The sequence below is a fragment of the Enterococcus sp. 12F9_DIV0723 genome (genome assembly GCF_002174375.1).
GTDB classification, from domain to species: domain Bacteria; phylum Bacillota; class Bacilli; order Lactobacillales; family Enterococcaceae; genus Enterococcus_A; species Enterococcus_A gilvus.
On sequence record NZ_NIBK01000003.1, the window covers coordinates 45,064 to 64,212 of the forward strand.

Annotated in this window: 19 protein-coding genes and 1 riboswitch; of the genes, 17 read left to right on the top strand and 2 right to left on the bottom strand. The window is 47.2% G+C overall.

Features of this window, described 5'->3' with window-relative positions; translation table 11 throughout:
• Positions 1 to 29: 29 nt before the first annotated feature.
• The 8 genes from A5868_RS17500 (at position 30) to A5868_RS17535 (ending at position 7,859) form a co-directional block, all read left to right on the top strand.
• Positions 30 to 623, top strand: a complete 594-nt coding sequence (locus A5868_RS17500; protein ID WP_010779404.1) for a helix-turn-helix domain-containing protein — start codon at positions 30 to 32, stop codon at positions 621 to 623.
• Positions 624 to 735: 112 nt separating this feature from the next.
• Positions 736 to 1,704, top strand: a complete 969-nt coding sequence (locus A5868_RS17505) for a tRNA dihydrouridine synthase (protein ID WP_086306265.1) — start codon at positions 736 to 738, stop codon at positions 1,702 to 1,704.
• Between the two features lie 140 nt (positions 1,705 to 1,844).
• A complete protein-coding gene (locus A5868_RS17510; protein WP_086306266.1) occupies positions 1,845 to 2,345 on the top strand; it encodes a macro domain-containing protein in 501 nt (166 codons plus the stop codon).
• A 75-nt stretch (positions 2,346 to 2,420) separates the two neighbouring features.
• Positions 2,421 to 2,804: an ASCH domain-containing protein gene (locus A5868_RS17515; RefSeq protein WP_010779407.1), complete on the top strand. Its 384-nt coding sequence runs from the start codon at positions 2,421 to 2,423 to the stop codon at positions 2,802 to 2,804.
• Positions 2,805 to 3,245: 441 nt separating this feature from the next.
• A complete protein-coding gene (locus A5868_RS17520) occupies positions 3,246 to 3,905 on the top strand; it encodes a pilin N-terminal domain-containing protein (protein ID WP_086306267.1) in 660 nt (219 codons plus the stop codon).
• Positions 3,902 to 5,518: a SpaH/EbpB family LPXTG-anchored major pilin gene (locus A5868_RS17525; RefSeq protein ID WP_086306268.1), complete on the top strand. Its 1,617-nt coding sequence runs from the start codon at positions 3,902 to 3,904 to the stop codon at positions 5,516 to 5,518. The genes A5868_RS17520 and A5868_RS17525 overlap by 4 nt, the downstream gene beginning before the upstream one ends.
• 504 nt (positions 5,519 to 6,022) lie before the next feature.
• Complete coding sequence (locus tag A5868_RS17530) at positions 6,023 to 7,546, top strand: helix-turn-helix domain-containing protein (protein WP_086306269.1); 1,524 nt, start codon at positions 6,023 to 6,025, stop codon at positions 7,544 to 7,546.
• A 19-nt stretch (positions 7,547 to 7,565) separates the two neighbouring features.
• The gene (locus A5868_RS17535) at positions 7,566 to 7,859 is read left to right on the top strand and encodes a nucleotide pyrophosphohydrolase (RefSeq protein ID WP_010779411.1); all 294 of its coding nucleotides are present in this window, start codon (positions 7,566 to 7,568) and stop codon (positions 7,857 to 7,859) included.
• 34 nt (positions 7,860 to 7,893) lie between these two features.
• Here A5868_RS17535 and gloA2 read toward each other — a convergent pair whose 3' ends face one another.
• Positions 7,894 to 8,283 carry an SMU1112c/YaeR family gloxylase I-like metalloprotein gene (gloA2, locus tag A5868_RS17540; protein ID WP_086306270.1) on the bottom strand — a complete coding sequence of 130 codons (390 nt, stop codon included), beginning with the start codon at positions 8,281 to 8,283 and terminating at the stop codon, positions 7,894 to 7,896.
• Positions 8,284 to 8,401: 118 nt separating this feature from the next.
• Positions 8,402 to 8,491: riboswitch (TPP riboswitch) on the top strand.
• A gap of 131 nt (positions 8,492 to 8,622) precedes the next feature.
• Here gloA2 and thiW point away from each other — a divergent pair.
• The 9 genes from thiW to A5868_RS17585 all read left to right on the top strand — a co-directional run bounded on the left by thiW (position 8,623) and on the right by A5868_RS17585 (position 18,609).
• Complete coding sequence (gene thiW, locus A5868_RS17545) at positions 8,623 to 9,102, top strand: energy coupling factor transporter S component ThiW (protein ID WP_254908415.1); 480 nt, start codon at positions 8,623 to 8,625, stop codon at positions 9,100 to 9,102.
• A complete protein-coding gene (locus tag A5868_RS17550; RefSeq protein ID WP_086306272.1) occupies positions 9,099 to 9,917 on the top strand; it encodes a hydroxyethylthiazole kinase in 819 nt (272 codons plus the stop codon). Before thiW ends, A5868_RS17550 begins: the two co-directional genes overlap by 4 nt.
• Complete coding sequence (thiE, locus tag A5868_RS17555; protein ID WP_176281405.1) at positions 9,896 to 10,537, top strand: thiamine phosphate synthase; 642 nt, start codon at positions 9,896 to 9,898, stop codon at positions 10,535 to 10,537. The genes A5868_RS17550 and thiE overlap by 22 nt, the downstream gene beginning before the upstream one ends.
• Positions 10,534 to 11,364: a bifunctional hydroxymethylpyrimidine kinase/phosphomethylpyrimidine kinase gene (thiD, locus tag A5868_RS17560; protein ID WP_086306273.1), complete on the top strand. Its 831-nt coding sequence runs from the start codon at positions 10,534 to 10,536 to the stop codon at positions 11,362 to 11,364. The genes thiE and thiD overlap by 4 nt, the downstream gene beginning before the upstream one ends.
• A 197-nt stretch (positions 11,365 to 11,561) precedes the next feature.
• Positions 11,562 to 12,851 carry an FAD-dependent oxidoreductase gene (locus A5868_RS17565; RefSeq protein ID WP_086306274.1) on the top strand — a complete coding sequence of 430 codons (1,290 nt, stop codon included), beginning with the start codon at positions 11,562 to 11,564 and terminating at the stop codon, positions 12,849 to 12,851.
• 1 nt (position 12,852) lies between these two features.
• Positions 12,853 to 14,322, top strand: coding sequence for a helix-turn-helix domain-containing protein (locus A5868_RS17570; RefSeq protein ID WP_086306275.1), 1,470 nt, complete (start codon positions 12,853 to 12,855; stop codon positions 14,320 to 14,322).
• A 213-nt stretch (positions 14,323 to 14,535) separates the two neighbouring features.
• Complete coding sequence (glpK, locus tag A5868_RS17575) at positions 14,536 to 16,035, top strand: glycerol kinase GlpK (RefSeq protein WP_086306276.1); 1,500 nt, start codon at positions 14,536 to 14,538, stop codon at positions 16,033 to 16,035.
• Between the two features lie 18 nt (positions 16,036 to 16,053).
• Positions 16,054 to 17,892 carry a type 1 glycerol-3-phosphate oxidase gene (gene glpO, locus A5868_RS17580; protein ID WP_086306277.1) on the top strand — a complete coding sequence of 613 codons (1,839 nt, stop codon included), beginning with the start codon at positions 16,054 to 16,056 and terminating at the stop codon, positions 17,890 to 17,892.
• Positions 17,893 to 18,609 carry an MIP/aquaporin family protein gene (locus A5868_RS17585; protein WP_010779421.1) on the top strand — a complete coding sequence of 239 codons (717 nt, stop codon included), beginning with the start codon at positions 17,893 to 17,895 and terminating at the stop codon, positions 18,607 to 18,609. It begins immediately after the preceding gene.
• Between the two features lie 74 nt (positions 18,610 to 18,683).
• Here A5868_RS17585 and A5868_RS17590 read toward each other — a convergent pair whose 3' ends face one another.
• Complete coding sequence (locus A5868_RS17590) at positions 18,684 to 19,037, bottom strand: winged helix-turn-helix transcriptional regulator (RefSeq protein ID WP_010779422.1); 354 nt, start codon at positions 19,035 to 19,037, stop codon at positions 18,684 to 18,686.
• Positions 19,038 to 19,149: the final 112 nt, after the last annotated feature.

Consider the following 19,149-nt stretch of genomic DNA (forward strand, 5'->3'; position numbering starts at 1 on the left):
GTCTGTTTACACATTGGAGGGCTATAGTCATGGTAGAGATCGGAGCAAAAATCAGGGAATTAAGAGAAGTGAAAAAGATGTCACAGAAAGACTTGGCTGATTTTCTCAGCGTCACACCGCAGGCGGTTTCGAAATGGGAACGGAACAAAAGCTACCCCGATTTGGATATGCTGGTGAAGTTAAGTGATTTTTTTCAGGTGACGGCAGACGAACTGCTGGGAAATTCCAAGCCGTCCTTTTTTGCCTCTTTCTTTTCTAAAACAAAGGGAGACGAGGAGATGGATAAATCGATCGAGATAAAACAATATCCAGAAGGTGACGTACCGAAAGCGACAAAAGTGGAAAATGTCTCTAGTTTTTTACGAATCACGTTCGACACTGGTGAGATTCGCTATCTGAGGTCGCATTTGTACAAGGATATTGTTGATGTTTTTTCTCCTTGGCGCTGGAAACGCAAAGGGGGACTGTGGATGTTCGGCGGTCCGAAAGCCCACTATTGGTTGGGCTCAGAGTTTGAGATCAAGGAGACGGGAGAAGTCATCCTCAATGGGACGGATCATTACTCACCGGAGGAACTGTGGTACGACAGCAAAGAACATATCCATGAGATCAAGTACACTTAGTGAAAGCTGAGTGTATTTTTATTTTGTGATTTGTATTTTTGCTTCTTCCCGCAAACCTTAGTATAATAACGTTGTTTTGTATACATAGCGATAGTAGGAGGAAATCTACATAATGAAGAATAATTTTTGGGCGGAATTGCCGAAGCCCTTTTTTGTTTTAGCTCCGATGGAGGATGTGACGGACGTGGTCTTCCGTCATGTGGTGAAGGAAGCGGGCGCACCGGATGTATTTTTTACGGAATTTACGAATTCGGATAGTTTTTGTCATCCTGATGGGATCGAGAGCGTTCGCGGTAGGTTGATGTTTACTGAGGATGAACAGCCGATGGTGGCGCATATCTGGGGAGACAAGCCTGAATTTTTCCGCGAGATGAGTCTTGCGATGGCGGAGATGGGCTTCAGCGGAATCGATATCAATATGGGGTGCCCGGTGCCGAATGTGGCGGAACGAGGAAAAGGCAGCGGCTTGATTTTGCGGCCAGAAGTGGCGGCGGAATTGATCCAAGCAGCAAAAGCTGGGGGATTGCCTGTAAGTGTGAAGACACGTCTTGGATTTACAGATACCGCGGAGATGACGGAGTGGATCAGTCATTTGCTGGAGCAGGACATCGCCAATCTTTCTGTTCATATGCGGACGCGCAAAGAGATGAGCAAGGTGGATGCGCATTGGGATCTGATTCCTGAGATCGTGAAGCTGCGGGATGCGCTAGCACCGCAAACGCTGATCACGATCAATGGGGATATTTTGGATCGTCAGATGGGCTTGGATCTGGCAGAAAAATATGGTGTAGATGGTCTGATGATCGGTCGTGGGATTTTTAAGAATCCTTATGCCTTTGAAAAGGAAGCTAAAGAACATTCTCCCGAAGAATTGATTGGACTGCTGCGTTTACAGCTTGATTTGCAAGACCGGTATGCGGAGAAAGTTCCTCGTTCGATCGTTGGCTTGCACCGATTCTTCAAAATTTATGTTAAAGGGTTTCCCGGTGCGAATGACTTACGCGTGCGCTTGATGAATACGAAATCGACGGCTGAAGTTCGTGAGATTTTAGACGCCTTTGAGCAGGCTGAACAGCACTAATGGAGGACTGCCTTCAAAGACACTTTTTTCCGTTGAGGAGAAGGTGTCTTTTTTTATGACAACGGTCTGAACGTTAACAGTTGCCCCGCAAGCCAGAAGGACTGTAGGATAGAAGGAGCAGAACAAAGGAGGAGAAGACGGTGATTCAAGTAGTAGTGGGAGATATCGCGCATTTGACCTTTCAAGTAGAAGCTATCATCAATGCGGCGAATGCGGCTTTGATTCCCGGAGGCGGTGTGGATGGCGCATTGAACCGAGCAGCGGGACCGAATTTGAAAAAGGCGATGGGGGCGATTGGCGGAACACCGACAGGGACGGCGGTGATCACGCCAGCTTTTGAGCTGTCTGCGACGTATGTGATTCATGCGGTTGGCCCGCGTTATCAAGATGGCGAACACGAGGAAGAAAAGTTGCTCTACAGTGCCTATGAAGCGGTCTATCAGCTAGCGCAGGAATACAAGCTCGAGAGCCTTGCAGTGCCCGTTTTGAGTGCAGGGATCTATGGTTATCCAAAAAAAGCAGCGGCGCGGGTGCTTTATGAAGTAGCGGGACGCCCTGAAAATCAAGGGATTGCTACGACCATTGTTGTCTTTGAGGAATCGTGGCTGGAAATTTTCGCGGCGCTCCAACAGGGCAACTGATGGAACTTGGGATTTTTTCTTGGTGTTCAAATAAGTGATAAAATAGGGATAAATAAGAAAAGTGAGGCGAATCATTTGAAAGCTATTTCGATTCATCCTGAGCCGGTCATGGACATTCTTTCTGGGAAGAAAACCGAGGAATACCGTTCGTGGTCTACGCATCATCGTGGCCCGTTATTGATCTGCTCAACAGCCATCAAAACACCTGGATGCATCTCTGGTCATGCTGTCTGTATCGTTGATCTGGTCGCTGTAAAGGAAACGCCCCATTCCTATGCGTGGGTGTTTGAAAATGTGCGCTGCATCAAGCCTTTTCCTATCAAAGGTCAGCGTCGTCTGTACCATGTTCCTGATGATCGAATCGTCGAACCTGAAAAGGGCGAGTTTGTGATTGAGGATGGAGAACGGGTCGTTACGGACGAATTTTGGGAGAAATACTACGTAAATTTGATCAATTAAGCCTGTCTAAAACACCTCTGCTAATAACGAACAAGCAAATGTAATCGCTGTTATAACGGGGAGAATAGCCGTTTTTAAAAACACTCATTGAGGAAATGAGTGTTTTTATTTTGCCTAAACAAGCGATTTAAAAAAACTTAATTCGTAATTAAAAATAATAAAAAAAGGTTTATAACGGATTCTTTCTAATATTAGTGATAAATGCCTTTAAACAAGCGGTTTTAAATCTTTAAAAATAACTACGATCAATTTTTTTGTGAAAAAGCACGTAGAAAAGAAGTTGTTTAAAATATTATTTGTGCAGGTGGGGAAGGTCATTCCGTTGAAAAATAAGAATTCTGAGCGTTCAGTTTTTGCTGGGGAAGTTCTTCTATATAAAGGGAGAAATCGTTGAAACGGTGGCGCAGGCAGTGGAGGAAGAATAGAGAGAGGGGCTCGTACTTGAAAAAATTAAGTCTTATTTGTTTAGTGATCGTCTATTTTTTTTACGGGAATTCGGCCTTTGCTTCGGAAGCCGCCGTTTCCGTGTCGATCGATACGAAGCGCGCTGGAGAATTCGTTGCTGGAACGGAAGCGCTCACCTTTGATGTGTACGATTTGACCGAGTGGTGTCAAAAAAACAATCAAAGCGAAAAGAAGAGCAAGCAATTTTGGCTAGATCAGTATCAAAATAAACAACAATTCCAACGGGTCATCCAACAGGCGGCGTTAAGCAAAGTAAATGAGCGCCCTTTAGCTGTTGGGTCTGACGGGCTTATGCAAGCAGCGCTTCCTTATCATCAGCAAGGGAAGCCAGCCGTTTATTTATTTTCAGCTTTGGGGGAAACGGGGAACCAAGAGTTTCTGCCACTGGTTTTGTTTCTGCCGACAGAGTATCCGACGGCAACGGTGTATCTGTATGGAAAATACCAAACGACCGCAAGGACAGAAGAGCTGATCGAGGAATCACCCAATCATGAGAATAAGCCATCAACAAAAACATCATTGCCTCAAACAAATGAGCGTCCTAGTAATTTTCTGTATAGCGGAATTCTGCTAGCTCTAGCTGGGGGCGGTGGTCTGGCTTATCAAAAACAAAAAAACAGGAGGAAAAATGAATGAAAAGTAAGAAGATAGTTCGGGTTGTCATAGCGATCGTGTGTCTGCTTCCGCTGATCGCCGGAGTGTTTGGGTTTGGGGGCGCGGTACAGGCCGCTGCTGAAGGAAAAGTGGATGTCACACTTCACAAGAAAAAAATGGACCAATTCCCAACGAATCCAGTAGAGAATACAGGGAAGGAAATGGCCGAATTTGAGCAATACGAAGGTCTGGCTGAAGTCACCTTTGAGGCGTGGGACATCACCACTGATTTTTACACACAATTGAATAAACTCGTAGCGCCGAATGCGTCGAAGGCCGTATACGAGGCGGCTGTGAAGGATTTAATGAAGAACTTTAAATTGAACAAGGATGCAGCCGTATCAAAGGGTTCTGAAACTACGGATAAATTGGGCTTGGCTACTTTTGCTGATTTGGATAAGCGGACAACAGAGGGAACGTACAAGGTCTACCTGTTTGAAGAAACCGACAGTAAAGGCGCGACGGCTTCGGCGGTACCATTGATTTTAGTATTGCCTGTTGTCGATGAAGCGGGTGAGAACACGGATATCCATTTGTATCCAAAAAACAAGATCAAAGGTGAGATCGACAAAGAGCTTGTGGACGAAGACGGGAAGGAATTGACGGGGAAAGATCGCTACGATTATGAAGTAGGCAAAAAAATCTACTACCATGCAAGCTTTACGATCCCGAGCCAAATTGGTGAGATTCTTGACTCAGAGGGCAGTTTGCAGACACGTTACACGAAATTGCAATTCAAGGATGAGGTGTCACAAAATGGCGTGAAATTTGAAGGGATCGAACGAATCTCGATCGCGGATAAAACAGACGATATCAAAGCGGCCTTCCTCTCTCACGGAACAGCGAGCTATACGAGCACCGCGGCTCCTTACAATGAAAAAGCAGGATTCACGATCGATATGAATTTGTCTGACGCGAAAAGCGATGGAGATGCTGCTAAGTTTGCTTCATCGAAGGAGACAGCGGAGTATCTGAAGCCCTTTGGCGGAAAGACACTGCATATTTATTACGCGATCTCCTTTACGGATAAAACGCCTGTCGACGTTGACATCAATAATAACTTCTCCGTTGAGCTGACCCATGATGGACAAACAGAAACGGACGACCATACAACCGTACCGCCTGTCGTTACTGGCGGTAAGAAATTTATGAAGCATGAATCCGAAAAAGAGAAGCAAGGATTGGATGGCGCTAAATTCGTTGTTATCAAAAAAGAAGATGGAAAAGATTACTATTTAACGAATAAAAATGACCAAATGATTTGGACAGAAGTTGGAGAAACAGAAGATTTCGCGACAGCGACACACTATACGTCCGAAAATGGCGGACATCTGCAAGTGTCGGGTCTAGCGGTTGGTACCTACTATTTACGTGAGATCGAGGCACCGAAAGGCTTCCAATTGTTGGAGACGGATAAGGAGTTCATTGTAGAGAAAGGGTCCTTTGACGATGCAGCGACCTTGCCGATCGCCAACGTGTCAAAAGGCGGCTTCTTGCCTTCAACAGGTGGAACAGGGATCATTGCCTTTTTAGTGATCGGAGCAGCATTGATGACAGGGGCATTTATCAAGTATCGCCAGATAAATCACGCATAAAACCAATAAAGACGAAAAAACAAGAGCGAAACGGTTCTTGTTTTTTTGTTTTTTGAAAAAAAATGGGTAAGAAGAAAAAATGATTTTTAAGGTGAAAGTTGGTTGGTAATTGCTCATTTTTCATAGAAAATACAATTAATTTAAGGATATTAATCTACTTTTTTGCTGTTTTAGCGGGTGTTTAGGCACCCGTTTTTCAGCGTTCAGAAAAAGGTCATTTTGAAATCATATATTTTGAATAATTTTGACCGAAAATTGCTTTTATCGTTTTTTTATACTATTATTTTTGAATAACACAAAAATATTTCTTGTATTTTCTCTTTCTATTATTGGGAAAACGGACTATTTTTGAGAAAATAGCCTTGAATCAATCTATTAATAAAGGAGGATTCCAATTTTTTAGCAAAAGAGTAAAAATCCGAAACGGGCTGTCTAAAGCAGTATCCAATAAGGGGAAACGCAGGATTTTACTTGTGAAGACATTCTTTTGAGAGGAGAATGATCATGGATTTTCGTGGGGTTTTAGGGACAAGCAACAAACGACGATTGGCGTTGCTGGAGCAGCTTTATTATCGTCGGGAAGGGTGGTCGAGTGATCAGCTTTTGAGTGAATTGAATTGTTCGCTGCCGATCTTGTTGAATGACATCGAGATGATCAACGAGGAGTACCCCAGTTTCCAGATTACGAAAACGAAGGGACTTTATCGGCTAGAGGTGGACAAGAAAGTCAGTTTGGGAAATTTGTATGCCAATATTTTGAACACGAGCCCTGAATTTCAGATCATCGAGGAATTGCTGTATGAGGAATGTGAAAATATCACGGCTTTAGGGAAAAAGCTGTACCTTAGTTCCTCAAACACGCAGCGTTATCTTAAAAAGATCGAAGAGGCGTTGTCAGAGGCGGGGATAGAATTGTGCTATCGGCCCTTACGCGTCGAGGGAAATGAAGGGGAGATCCGAAATTTTTATTACCGCTTTTACAGTGAACGGCAAGAGGCGTTTGAAAGCACACTGCCGAAGCTGCCTGCGAAGCACTATCACGTGATCGAGCAGTACGTACAGGAATTTGTTTCGATCAATCAGATCCATGAAAAGTACGTCTTTCAAAAGCGTTTGATCTACAATTTCTATATCAGTATTTGGCGGGTTAAAAATGGCCATCGGTATCCGGTCGATCACTTGCGGACAGAAGGCTTGGAGTTGCCGAAAGGCCCTTATTATCAACACTTGAAGCAGGCGGTCCATGAGGGCGCGGAGGTCGAGCTGTCGCCGGAGCTGGTTCGCGACGGGCTATGGCTGCTCTTTTCGGATTCGATCGTATTCAGCAGTTCTCATCGTGCGCTTGCAATGTCAGACAATGAAAAGTATCAGCAATTATTCAGTCGTCACTATGAATTGGTGGGGGCGTACAACAAAATGCTAGGGTACCGCTTGGACAAGCAAAGTCGGATCAATCTGGCGACCGTCTTGTCGAATGAATTTTACCTTTATGATCCGGCAGGGCAGTATGTTTGCTTACTATGGCGCAATCGGACGGTGTTTTTATCAGAGGTATCGAAGGTTTACAGTCGCGGCGTGGAACGGGTAAAGAAACTCGTTCAGCGATTTACGGAAAAATACCAGATGTATCAAGAAGAAGATTTTTTGCGGAACTATACATACTTATTGGTGACGACAGAAGAGCGAAGCATGGAATGGCTGGCGAACCAAGAGCCGTTGCTGCAGGTGCTGCTGCTGTCTGATCTAACGCCAACAGAGGAAAGCTTTTTGGCCAAGCAAATTTCAGACGCTATATATGGAAATTTTATCATTCTGCATTTTGAAACATTATCCGGGGGAAACCCGCAACTACGAAATGAATTGAAAAATTATGATTGTTTGATCACGACGGGTTCGGCGGAAGGGTTGCCCCAGGACTATCCAGTGGTAGTGATCGATCCTTTTTTAACAAGGCAGAGTACGCGGTGGATACAGGAGATGATCACCGAGCTGGAGGAAAAACGAAGCCTTCTTTCTGTGATAGAATAGAAGCGAAAGAAGGTCGACTATGAACAGTATGGAGAAAATCAATCAATTTCGCGATGATCGCAATTGGCGCCCGTTCCACAATGAAAAGGATCTTGCGCTGTCTATCTGCTTAGAAGCAGCCGAATTATTGGAGCTGTTTCAATGGAAGGATTCTGAAGAAGCTCGGACCCAAACTGAGCGGCTGAAAGAGGAATTGGCAGATGTGCTGATCTATTCTTATATGATGGCGGACAATCTAGACTTTGATATTGACGAGATCATCAGCGAAAAACTAAAGAAAAACGCGATCAAATACCCAGTGGAGAACGCGTAAAAAAGAGGTGCCCGTATGCAGCGGCACCTCTTTTTTATTCATGCAATTCTAGCGGCAGACCGTCAGGATCAAAGAAGAAGGTCATTTTTTTGCCAGTGAAATCATCGGTGCGCAACGGTTCGCAGACGACCCCTTCACTAGCTAAATAGGCCACTGTCGCTTCGATGTCCTCGGTTTTGAAGGCAAGATGACGCAAACCGGCCGCTTCTGGGAAGCTTGGGCGTTTCGGCGGATCTTGGACAGCAAAAAGTTCCAATTCCGCGTCCTTCAATTGCAGATCCAGCTTGTAGTCGTGCCGTTCAGGCCGGTAATGTTCCCGCAGGATCGGCAGACCGAGAATATCGACGTAAAAATGGCGGGCTTTTTGATAATCAGACACAATGATCGCCACGTGATGGATCGCAGAAAAATCGGGTTTCGACATAGGCGTCTCCTTTCTTTTTTTCGTTGGCTATAAGCGTCGCTTCGACGTGCTCGAAGGCTTCTCCTCCATTATAAGCTAGTTGCTTTAAAAAAAGTATGTTATACTCTAACCAATTGAAGAGAAACATTTGGGGTGCTGTATTGCTGAGATTATACCCATGGAACCTGATGCAGTTAAAACTGTCGCAGGGAAATGTAGCGAATTTACGACGTGCACCCGACCATTTTCTTTTGGTTGGGTTTTTCTGTCTTTTTGTACACCCTCCTTTTGTTTCTTGAAAAAAGGAGGGTATTTGTCGTGGAAAAAAATAAAATCCATAAATTGACGCTTTTAGCATTGATGATCGCACTGGATGTCGTCTTGTCACCGTTGATGCGGATCGAGGGCATGGCGCCGATGTCTAGTGTGATGAACATCCTCGCGGGTGTTTTATTGGGACCCTTTTATGGCACTATGATGGCGCTGGTATGCGGATTGATTCGCATGACACTGTTGGGGATTCCCCCTTTAGCGCTGACAGGGGCGGTATTTGGGGCGTTCTTTGCTGGGGTGTTTTATCGTTTCGGAAAAAAGGTGTATTGGTCGATGCTGGGGGAAATAGTTGGCACCGGAATCATAGGCTCGTTGCTGTCGTATCCCGTGATGGTCTGGTTCACAGGCAGTCAAAGCGACTTGTACTGGCTGATCTACACGCCGAGGTTTTTAGGCGCGACGGTGATCGGCGCTGCGATCGCCTTTGTTGTGCTGGTGAAGTTAAAGGAGACAACGATTTTCAAACGGTGGCAGCGGTTATTTGCCAATGAAAGGATGATTGGATGATCAAACAAAAAGTCTCAAACGTATTTCCTTTGAAGCGTGCTCCGTTAGTCCATTGTATTACCAATGAGGTCACCTGTGAGACGGTGGCGAATGCGCTGCTTTATGTGGGCGCGAAACCGATCATGGCGGCTGATCCAAGAGAGTTTGACGCCTTGTTTCAGCAGACGGACAGTCTGCTGCTGAACATCGGACATTTGTCGGAGCAGCGCGCAGCAAGTCTGGCGGCAGCAGCGGCAAGTGCAAGAAAGCAGGAAAAACCGACCGTCGTGGACCTTGTGGGTTTTGGCATCAGCGAGCTGCGGAATGGTGTCGGGCGGCAGCTAGCCGCAGAAAACCCAACGGTCGTGAAGGGCAATATTTCGGAGCTGCGAAACTTTTGCCAGCTTTCAAGTCATGCCCGCGGAGTGGATGGCAGCGCATTGGACCAAGGAGAAGAAGCGTTAGAAGAATTGGCCGAAGCGTTGCAGCGAGCGGCGAAAGCGTACCCGCAAACCACTTTCTTGGCGACTGGTAGTCAAGACATTCTCGTGGACCAACAGCGAACGTGGCGGTTGACGAACGGAGTCCCTGAGCTGGATCGGTTTACGGGCACGGGGGACGTGGTGGGGGCGTTAATCGCGGCTTTGTTGGGAAGCGGTCTGGACACGCCTGAAGCCGTCATCGCAGCGGTCAGTTACTTCAATCTTTGCGGAGAGCAGGCAGCCGATGGGAAGGGCTTAGCTGCTTTTCGACAGGAAACACTGAACCAGCTTTCGTTACAAATGGAAAAAGAATGGTGGAGGGAGATCAAAGGATGGGAAAAGCAATGGATCTAACGTTGTACTTGGTGACTGGGCGCTATGATTTCAGCGACGCGAAATTTTTAGCGGTGGTGGAAGAGGCTTGTAAGAATGGGGTGACTCTTGTTCAATTGCGGGAGAAGGAATTGCTGACGGGGGCATTTTATGACCTGGCGTTAAAGGTCAAAGCAATCACCGACGCGTATCAGGTTCCGTTGATCATCAACGATCGGGTGGATATTTGTCTAGCCGTTGACGCAGCGGGGGTACACATCGGGGATGACGAGCTGCCGGTGGCGGTCGTTCGATCGCTGATCGGTCCGGAAAAAATCTTAGGTGTTTCAGCGAAGACGGTGGCGCGGGGAGTGGAAGCGGAACAGGCAGGCGCAGATTATTTAGGGATCGGGGCGATTTTTCCAACGAAGACCAAGGAGACGCCGCTGACGGGATTGGAAACAGTGAAAGCGATCAATGACGCAACGACGATCCCAAGTGTGGCGATCGGCGGGATCAAGGAAGACAATTTGGCGGCTGTTGGCAGAACAGGGGTCGCGGGCGTCTCCATCGTAAGCGACATTATGTTAGCGGAGGCTGTCGGACAGAAAGTCCGTCGTCTGAAACAAAAAATCACGGATGTATTGGAGGAAGAAAAATGATCAATGCAACACCGCAAGTCGTAACGATCGCCGGTTCGGATTCTGGCGGCGGCGCAGGCGTGCAGGCAGACCTTAAAACCTTTCAAGCCCGCAACGCCTTCGGGATGAGCATCTTCGTGGCTCTGACCGCGCAAAATACGTATGGCGTACAAAACAGCATGGCGATCCCAAGTGCGTTCATCGAAGATCAATTTGATTCATTGGCGGCAGATTTTGCGATCGGTGCCGCGAAGACAGGGATGCTGGCAGATGTGGAACGGGTGGAGACCGTCGTAAAAAAACTGAAGCAAGTCGATTTTGGCCCCTTGATCGTTGATCCGGTGATGGTGGCAAAAGGCGGCCATCATTTGCTGCAAAGCGATGCGGTAAAAACGATCAATGAACAATTATTGCCGCTGGCGACGATCGTGACGCCGAACTTGCCTGAGGCAGAGGTGATCATTGGTGAACGGATCGTGACCGATCAGGAAATGGTTGCTGCTGCGAAGAAGCTGCTGGCTTTCGGGACGGAGAATGTCGTCGTCAAGGGTGGTCATAGCCAGAAGAAAGAAGCGGCGGATTTTGTTCTGCTGGCATCGGGAGACGCCTTTTGGATGAGTGCACCGAGGGTGGAAACAGCGAGCACCCACGGCACAGGGGATACCTTCTCCGCCTGTATCGCGGCTGAACTGGCAAAGGGGACGGAGCTGAAGGAAGCGATCCTCATCGGAAAGAGATTTATTCAGGCAGCCATTCGTCAGCCGATTTTTGTCGGACACGGTCATGGCCCAACGAATCATTGGGCGGAAATCACAGAATCTATTTCAATTCAGGACGCCCTTGTTTAGAAAAAGGACTATCTTAGTAAAGGCCTGTTGTCAGAACTTTTCTGGCAACGGGCTTTTTTTATTCCTGTCACCAAATGGTTAAAATAGCGATCTTTGAGGCAAAGATTTATAATTGAAGATGAGGAATTCATGGGTGAAGAAATAAATGCAATGCTGGAAGAACTAGAAAATCAGTATTTAAAGAAAAGAGGGAACATATGCGTGTAGTGATTGTAGGAGGCTCCTTTGGCGGTGTCCAAGCGGCAGTGGAAATAAAGCGGAGGGCGCCAGAAACAGAGGTCCTAGTGATTGAAAAGCAAACAGAATTGGGCTTCGTGCCCGGCAGCTTAGCCCTGATTTTACAGGGAAAAGCGGCCTCTGTAGACGGATTGCGCTGGATCACACGAGCGGAATTAGAGGCGCAGGGGATTCACGTAAGAACGGGTGTTTCTTGTACCGGTCTTTTGCCAGACCATCAAATCCAGTTGTCGACTGGCGAAGCGATCGGGTTTGATCGGCTGGTGATCGCGACCGGTTCGCGGCAATCGTTTCAACAAGAAGAGATGTCGTCAGCCAGAATCAAAACCTGTAAGACCGAGCAGGATGTCACAGACATTCTCACGCAGCTGGAGGAGCTGGAGACAGTCGCGATCGTCGGTGGCGGACACGTCGGCTTAGAGCTTGCGGATGCTTTTGCACAAACCGATAAGCAGATTCATTTGTTTGAGAGTGACACGATGCTGATGGGGCACTATTTTGATGAAGAAATGATCCAGCCCCTCGAGACGGCGATCCACCAGTCCGCCGTCCACCTCCATATGGGCACCTTTGTAGAATCAATGGAGGAAACCAATGAGGGGCACGTCCGGCTCTTTTTTGAGGAAACAGATCTGGCTGTTGATTTGGTCATGTTGGCCAATAGTACGCGTCCCGACAATCACATTTGGCAGGCATTGGACCGCAACGATGACGGCACGCTGAAAGTGAACGCCTATTTGCAAACCTCCGATCCGAACATTTATGCGATCGGGGATACCATCAAAGTAAGATTCCAACTGACGGGGGAAGAACTCTACGTATCGTTGGTCACGAACGCGCTTCGGACAGCGAGCATCGCCAGTCAGAACATCCTTGGAACGCCGGAAGAAGATCCAGGAACCGTGCGAGTGAGCGGCAATCAATGGTTTGGCTATTTTGTCGGCAGTGCCGGTTTGCTTGAAAAAGAAGCCTTATTGTACCCTGAAGAAATCCAGATAGCGCAGGTCGACGTGCCGGTGGCGGCTGTTTCAAAGGAAAAGATGAAGCTGAAGGTGATTTGGGATGCAGAGACAGAGGTGTTGCTAGGCGTACAGCTTGTTTCAAAATGGATGGATTTCGCCTTACTCGATCTATTCGCGCTAGCGATCCAACAGCAGCAAACGATTCATGAATTTCAAGTGAAGGAACGCTTCTTCCATCCAGCTTTTCGTGCGCCGTTACTGGGATTCTCTGGTTTAGGGGAGAAGTAGGATGAGGATGGAACAATTATTGGATAAGAATCAACAAGTGCAATTGTCGATCCTCCATCATCTAGTCCTATCTGGCGGCAGGCTGTCTGCGAATGCGTTGGCGGAAGCGATCCATTTGTCAAAATCTAGCTTGGATCAGTATAGCCAAGAGCTCTCCTACTTAGGAAAAGAGTTAAACATGGGCTTCTTGCTTACGAAAGAGGGCACTACGCTGGTGCTAGCCTTAGAAAGAAGAACGACGCTTGAGGGGATCACGGCCACGCTGGTAAGAGACAGCTTTAAATTCCAATTGTTGGAATACATGCTGCTACATCGAACGTTCACGATCCCGCAGATCACACAGGAATTTGCGACCAGCGAATCCTCCGTGTTTCGTAAATTTCGCGAGCTGAATGAGGTGCTGGCGGAATTTCATATTCGGATAAAAAATGGCCGTTTGCAGGGGGAAGAATTACAGATTCGGTATTTCTACTTTCAAATCTATAGCTATTTTCCAGTTAGGATGCGGCCTCGTTTCCTCGTTGCATCCGATCAGAATCAACTGTTCTTCCGAGGACTTGAGCGTGCGCTAGAGACGGAATTTTCTGCTGAGGCCAAAAGCGAGATCGCCTGCTGGCTAGGGATCAGCTTGAAGCGCATGTCTGCTAAGAAAACACAGCAGACACGGTTGAAAACAACGTATCGGCTCTTTCAAAAGGACGCGCTGTTTCAACGCATCGAACCGTTGATCCGCCTATACAACAGCCGCAGTTCCTTTGAATTGAACCAGTATGAACCGATGATGTTTTACAGCTTTTTGGTGTCCTTTGCGATTTTGGATGAAGAGACGTTTTATCGGTATGAATTGCAGCGGAGCAAAAAGCTGCTGCCGGCTCTTTTAGATATGTACATCCGTGAGATGATCCTTGTCCATTACCGGCCAAGGCGATTGTCCATTCAGCAGGAGAAAGCGGTAGGTTATCAGCTTTCCCAGATCAACAACCGCATCTATTTCTTTCAAGGCTATCTCCCGCGGTACGAGCCTGAACGTCTGCTTGCGCGGCAGCGAGAAAAACTAGGCATTGAGCGAAGCCGATTGTTAGATATGCTTCAGGAAACAGCTCGTAATTTTTTGGAGCCGGCGAAGGCACAAGACACCTTGCTCACACAGGCGTTGCTGATCGATTACGCGAGTATCCTGTCGATGATCGATTTTTACATCGCCAAGGAAGTCATCGTGGGGATTGATCTGGAGGCATTGCCGGTGTACCGTATTTCTTATTATCATTATTTGTTTTCAGAATTGCGTCCGATCCCGGGGATTCAGGTAGAACAACTGCGTGAGGGAACGACGTATGATTTGATTGTTAGTACCCGAGATGGAGAAGACCCTTCTGAGGCGATCCATTATTGCCTGTCCGAATTTGAATCTGCCTATGATCTTGACCAAATAAAGCAACTGATCGAGCAATTGAAAAAAGAGAAAAATTGATGGAGCGGTTCCTTAGGGAGCTGCTTTTTTTGATGAAAGAAAAAAATTTTGGCTTTCTAGATTCTTTGATATAACGGAGTTTTGGAGCGAAACTGCCACTAAAACGTGAAATCGCTTTAATAATTGACTGTTTTCAATGCGAAATGCACGTTAGGATAAGTCCATAAAGAAAGCGATTGCAAGAAAGCTTTAGTACGAGGAGGACCAATCAAAATGACTGAAAAACAACAATACATTATGGCGATCGACCAAGGGACAACGAGTTCACGAGCAATTATCTATGATAAGTTTGGGCATCAGGTGGCAAGCTCGCAAAAGGAATTTACGCAGTATTTTCCAACAGAGGGCTGGGTGGAACACGACGCCAATGAAATTTGGAATTCTGTTCAATCTGTAATTGCAGGGGCATTCATCGATTCAGGTATCAAGCCGGATCAAGTTGCGGGGATCGGGATCACGAACCAGCGGGAAACAACGGTTATCTGGGAAAAGGATACCGGCCGCCCAATCTATCATGCGGTAGTTTGGCAGTCGCGGCAATCCGCGCAAATCGCGGATCAGTTAAAGGCTGACGGGTACGAAGAAATGATCCATCAAAAGACCGGCTTAGTCGTCGATGCGTATTTCTCCGCAACGAAAATCCGATGGATCTTGGATCAGGTAGAAGGCGCACAGGAACGAGCAGAACAGGGCGAGCTGCTTTTCGGAACGATCGATAGCTGGCTTGTTTGGAAATTGACAGATGGCGGTGCGCACGTGACGGATTATTCCAATGCCAGCCGGACGATGCTTTACAACATCCACGAGCTGACTTGGGACCAAGAAATTTTAGATCTGCTGAATATCCCCAACGAGCTTTTGCCGAAGGTGACCTCAAATTCTGAGATTTACGGCTACACACAGGGCTATCATTTCTTCGGCAGCGAAGCACCGATCTCAGGGATGGCTGGGGACCAGCAAGCCGCATTGTTTGGCCAAATGGCTTTTGAGCCTGGGATGGTCAAAAATACCTATGGCACAGGGTCCTTTATCGTGATGAACACAGGTGAGAAGCCGCAATTATCAAAAAACAATTTATTGACAACGATTGGCTATGGGATCAACGGTAAAGTGTATTACGCCTTAGAAGGAAGTATTTTCGTTGCTGGTTCATCCATTCAATGGCTGAGGGATGGCTTGAAAATGCTGAAAAAGGCGAGTGATTCGGAAGATGCTGCCAAGCGCTCCACCAACCAAGACGAAGTGTACATCGTCCCAGCGTTTGTGGGTCTAGGCGCGCCGTATTGGGATCAAAACGCTCGCGGAGCCATGTTCGGATTGACCCGGGGGACGACGAAAGAAGATCTGATCAAAGCAACCCTTCAATCCATTGCCTATCAAGTGCGGGACATCGTGGATACGATGCAAGAAGATACCGGCATCCAGATTCCAGTATTGAAGGTAGACGGCGGGGCAGCGAACAATGAATATTTGATGCAATTTCAATCAGACATATTAGATGTACCGATCCAACGTGCAGCAAATCTTGAGACGACGGCTTTAGGAGCTGCCTTCTTGGCGGGATTGGCGGTAGGCTACTGGAAGGATATGGACGAAATCAGAGAATTTTATGAGGCTGGAAAGATTTTTGAGGCGGAGATGGCACCTGAACGCCGTCAGAAATTGTACGCCGGTTGGAAGAAAGCAGTAAAAGCGACCCAAGTATTTGAATAAAAGTGAGGAGTGAACGAAATGTCATTTTCAAAAGCAACGCGTAAAGAAAGTATTCAAGTCCTTAAAAAGGAAGAAATGGATCTATTGATCATCGGCGGCGGCATCACAGGTGCGGGCGTCGCGATCCAAGCAGCCGCAGCCGGAATGAAGACCGGGCTGATCGAAATGCAGGATTTTTCAGAGGGAACCTCTTCCCGCTCCACGAAGCTGGTCCACGGCGGTATTCGCTATTTGAAGAACTTTGATGTAGAAGTGGTCGCAGATACGGTCACGGAACGAGCGATCGTTCAAGGGATCGCTCCGCATATTCCGAAACCTGATCCCATGCTTTTGCCTATCTATAATGACGAAGGACCCACGACCTTCAGCATGTTCTCAGTCAAAGTCGCTATGGACATCTACGATCAATTAGCCAATGTGAAGGGAACCAACTTTGAAAATTACACATTGACCCCGGAAGAAGTATTGGAGAGAGAACCCTTCATCAAGAAGGAAGGGCTTCAAGGTGCAGGCGTGTATTTGGACTTTCGGAACAACGACGCACGGTTGGTGATCGAAAATATCAAGCAAGCCGCTTCCGATGGTGGTCACATGGTCAGCAAAATGAAAGCAGTCGGCTTCCTCTATGAAGGGGATAAGATCATCGGCGTCAAAGCGCGCGATTTGTTGACGGGCGAAACGATCGAGATCCACGCAAAATTAGTGATCAACACAAGCGGGCCATGGGTCGACAAAGTTCGCAACATGAATTTTACGCAGCCTATCTTGCCTAAAATGCGTCCAACAAAAGGCGTTCATTTAGTGGTCGATGCAAAGAAATTACCCGTTCCTCAGCCGACCTATTTTGATACAGCTCAAAATGATGGTCGCATGGTGTTTGCGATCCCGCGGGAAAACAAAACTTATTTTGGGACGACGGACACGGATTACCAAGGAGATTATGTCGATCCGAAGGTCACGCAAGAAGACGTGGATTATTTACTGACAGTCATCAACCACCGTTATCCTGAAGCGAAGCTGACGCTCCAAGATATCGAGAGCAGCTGGGCAGGACTGCGGCCATTGCTGATCGGAAATGCTGGATCAGACTACAATGGCGGCGACAACGGCAATATCTCGACCCAAAGCTTCCAACAAGCCGTGGACGTAGTGACAGATTATAAAGACGGTAAAGCGACCCGAGATGAAGTAGAGGATGTCTTGAACAACCTTGAAAGCAGTCGTGCAGAAAAACGGTTGGCGCCTTCTTCGGTTTCTCGCGGCAGTTCTTTGGAGCAGGCACCCGATGGCATGATCACCTTATCAGGAGGGAAAATCACGGATTATCGTAAAATGGCGGCCGGTGCCATCGAATTGATCCGCAAGCTCTTGCAGGAAGACTACGACTTGACCTTTAAAGAAGTGGATTCAAAAACCTATGCCGTTTCCGGTGGGGATTTTGATCCGACCAAAGTAGCTGAAATGGTGGTTGAACAAGCCAAAATCGGCGTTGCTGCAGGTCTTTCAGAGGAAGAGGCCGCGTATATCGCTGATTTTTACGGCACGAACGCCAGCAAGATCTTCCAGTTGGCAAAAGAAATGGACGCGTATCCGGGAATGAGTCTGGCTGAATCGGCACGTTTGCGCTATGGCATGGAAGAAGAAATGGTCTTAACTCCCGTAGATTATTTATTGCGTCGAACCAATCATCTTTTATTTGAAAGAGATACGGTAGATGCTCTGCGTCAACCAGTCCTTGATGCGATGGCTGCCTACTTCGAATGGGAAGAAGCGGAAAAAGCAGAGGTCGCTGCACAATTGGTTGCGGCGATCGACGAATCAGATCTGACCCAGCTAAAGACAGGAGGAAACAACTAAATGAGCGGTGATATGACACAGGTAATGGGTGAATTTATCGGCACGATGATCTTAGTCTTATTAGGTGACGGTGTCTGTGCAGCGGTAAATCTGAATAAGAGTAAGGCGCAGGCTTCCGGTTGGATCGTGATTGCGATGGGCTGGGGAATGGCGGTAATGATGGGGGCGTATATCTCCGGCTTCATGGGGCCCGCACACTTGAATCCAGCAGTTACTTTGGCGATGGCGCTGAATGGTTCGATTTCTTATAGTTTAGTAGTTCCCTTTATCGTCGCGCAAATGGCGGGTGCTTTTGTCGGCGCCGCACTTGTCTGGCTGGCGTATTTGCCTCATTGGGAAGCCACGAAGGATCAGGCAGCGATTTTAGGAACCTTTGCGACGGGACCTGCGATCCGCCGGTATCCTGCAAACTTAATAACAGAAATCATTGGTACGTTTGTCTTGGTCTTAGGACTGTTTGCATTCACACAAACATCATTCGCACCTGGAACGAATATCTTTGCCGTAGCCGGTCTTATCTTGGCACTCGGTCTTTCCTTGGGAGGACCAACAGGCTATGCGATCAATCCGGCCAGAGATTTAGGTCCTCGCTTGGCCCACGCTATTTTGCCGATCGCCAATAAAGGAACCTCCGATTGGCACTATGCATGGGTACCTGTCGTAGGTCCTATGATCGGCGGAATCATCGCCTATGGTGTTTTCCAATTGATGGTTTAAAAAAATAGACCCATGCTGCTTTTTGCGGCGCGGGTCTATTTTTTTGTGCCGTCGTGTAAAAGAGGAACGGCTTTTTAGTTGGCCTTCAAGCAAACATCCTGCCCCTGATCTTGCAGGTGAGCGACATGGTGCTCGCCCCAGCTGCATAGGCTGTCTAAAATATCGGAGAGGCTGCGGCCATATTCACTCAAGGAATAGTCCACTTTTGGCGGGACTTGCTGATACACTTTCCGATCGATGATGTTGTCCTCTTCTAATTCACGAAGCTGCTGTGTCAGCATTTTTTGACTGATCCCTGTGATGCTCCGTTTCAAATCACTGGGACGCATCGGTCCGTGGCGTAGGTTGCAAAGGATGATGGGCTTCCATTTGCCGCCGATGACATCCATTGTTGCTTCTACACCGATCATATATGCACGATTCTCCAAAAAAATTCCTCCTAAAAAACGTTGATACTATCCAAAAGTTACAAAAAGGTACCTATAGTACAAAAAAGTGGGTACTTATCAAAAGATCATCAACAGTATATAGTATCTTCTC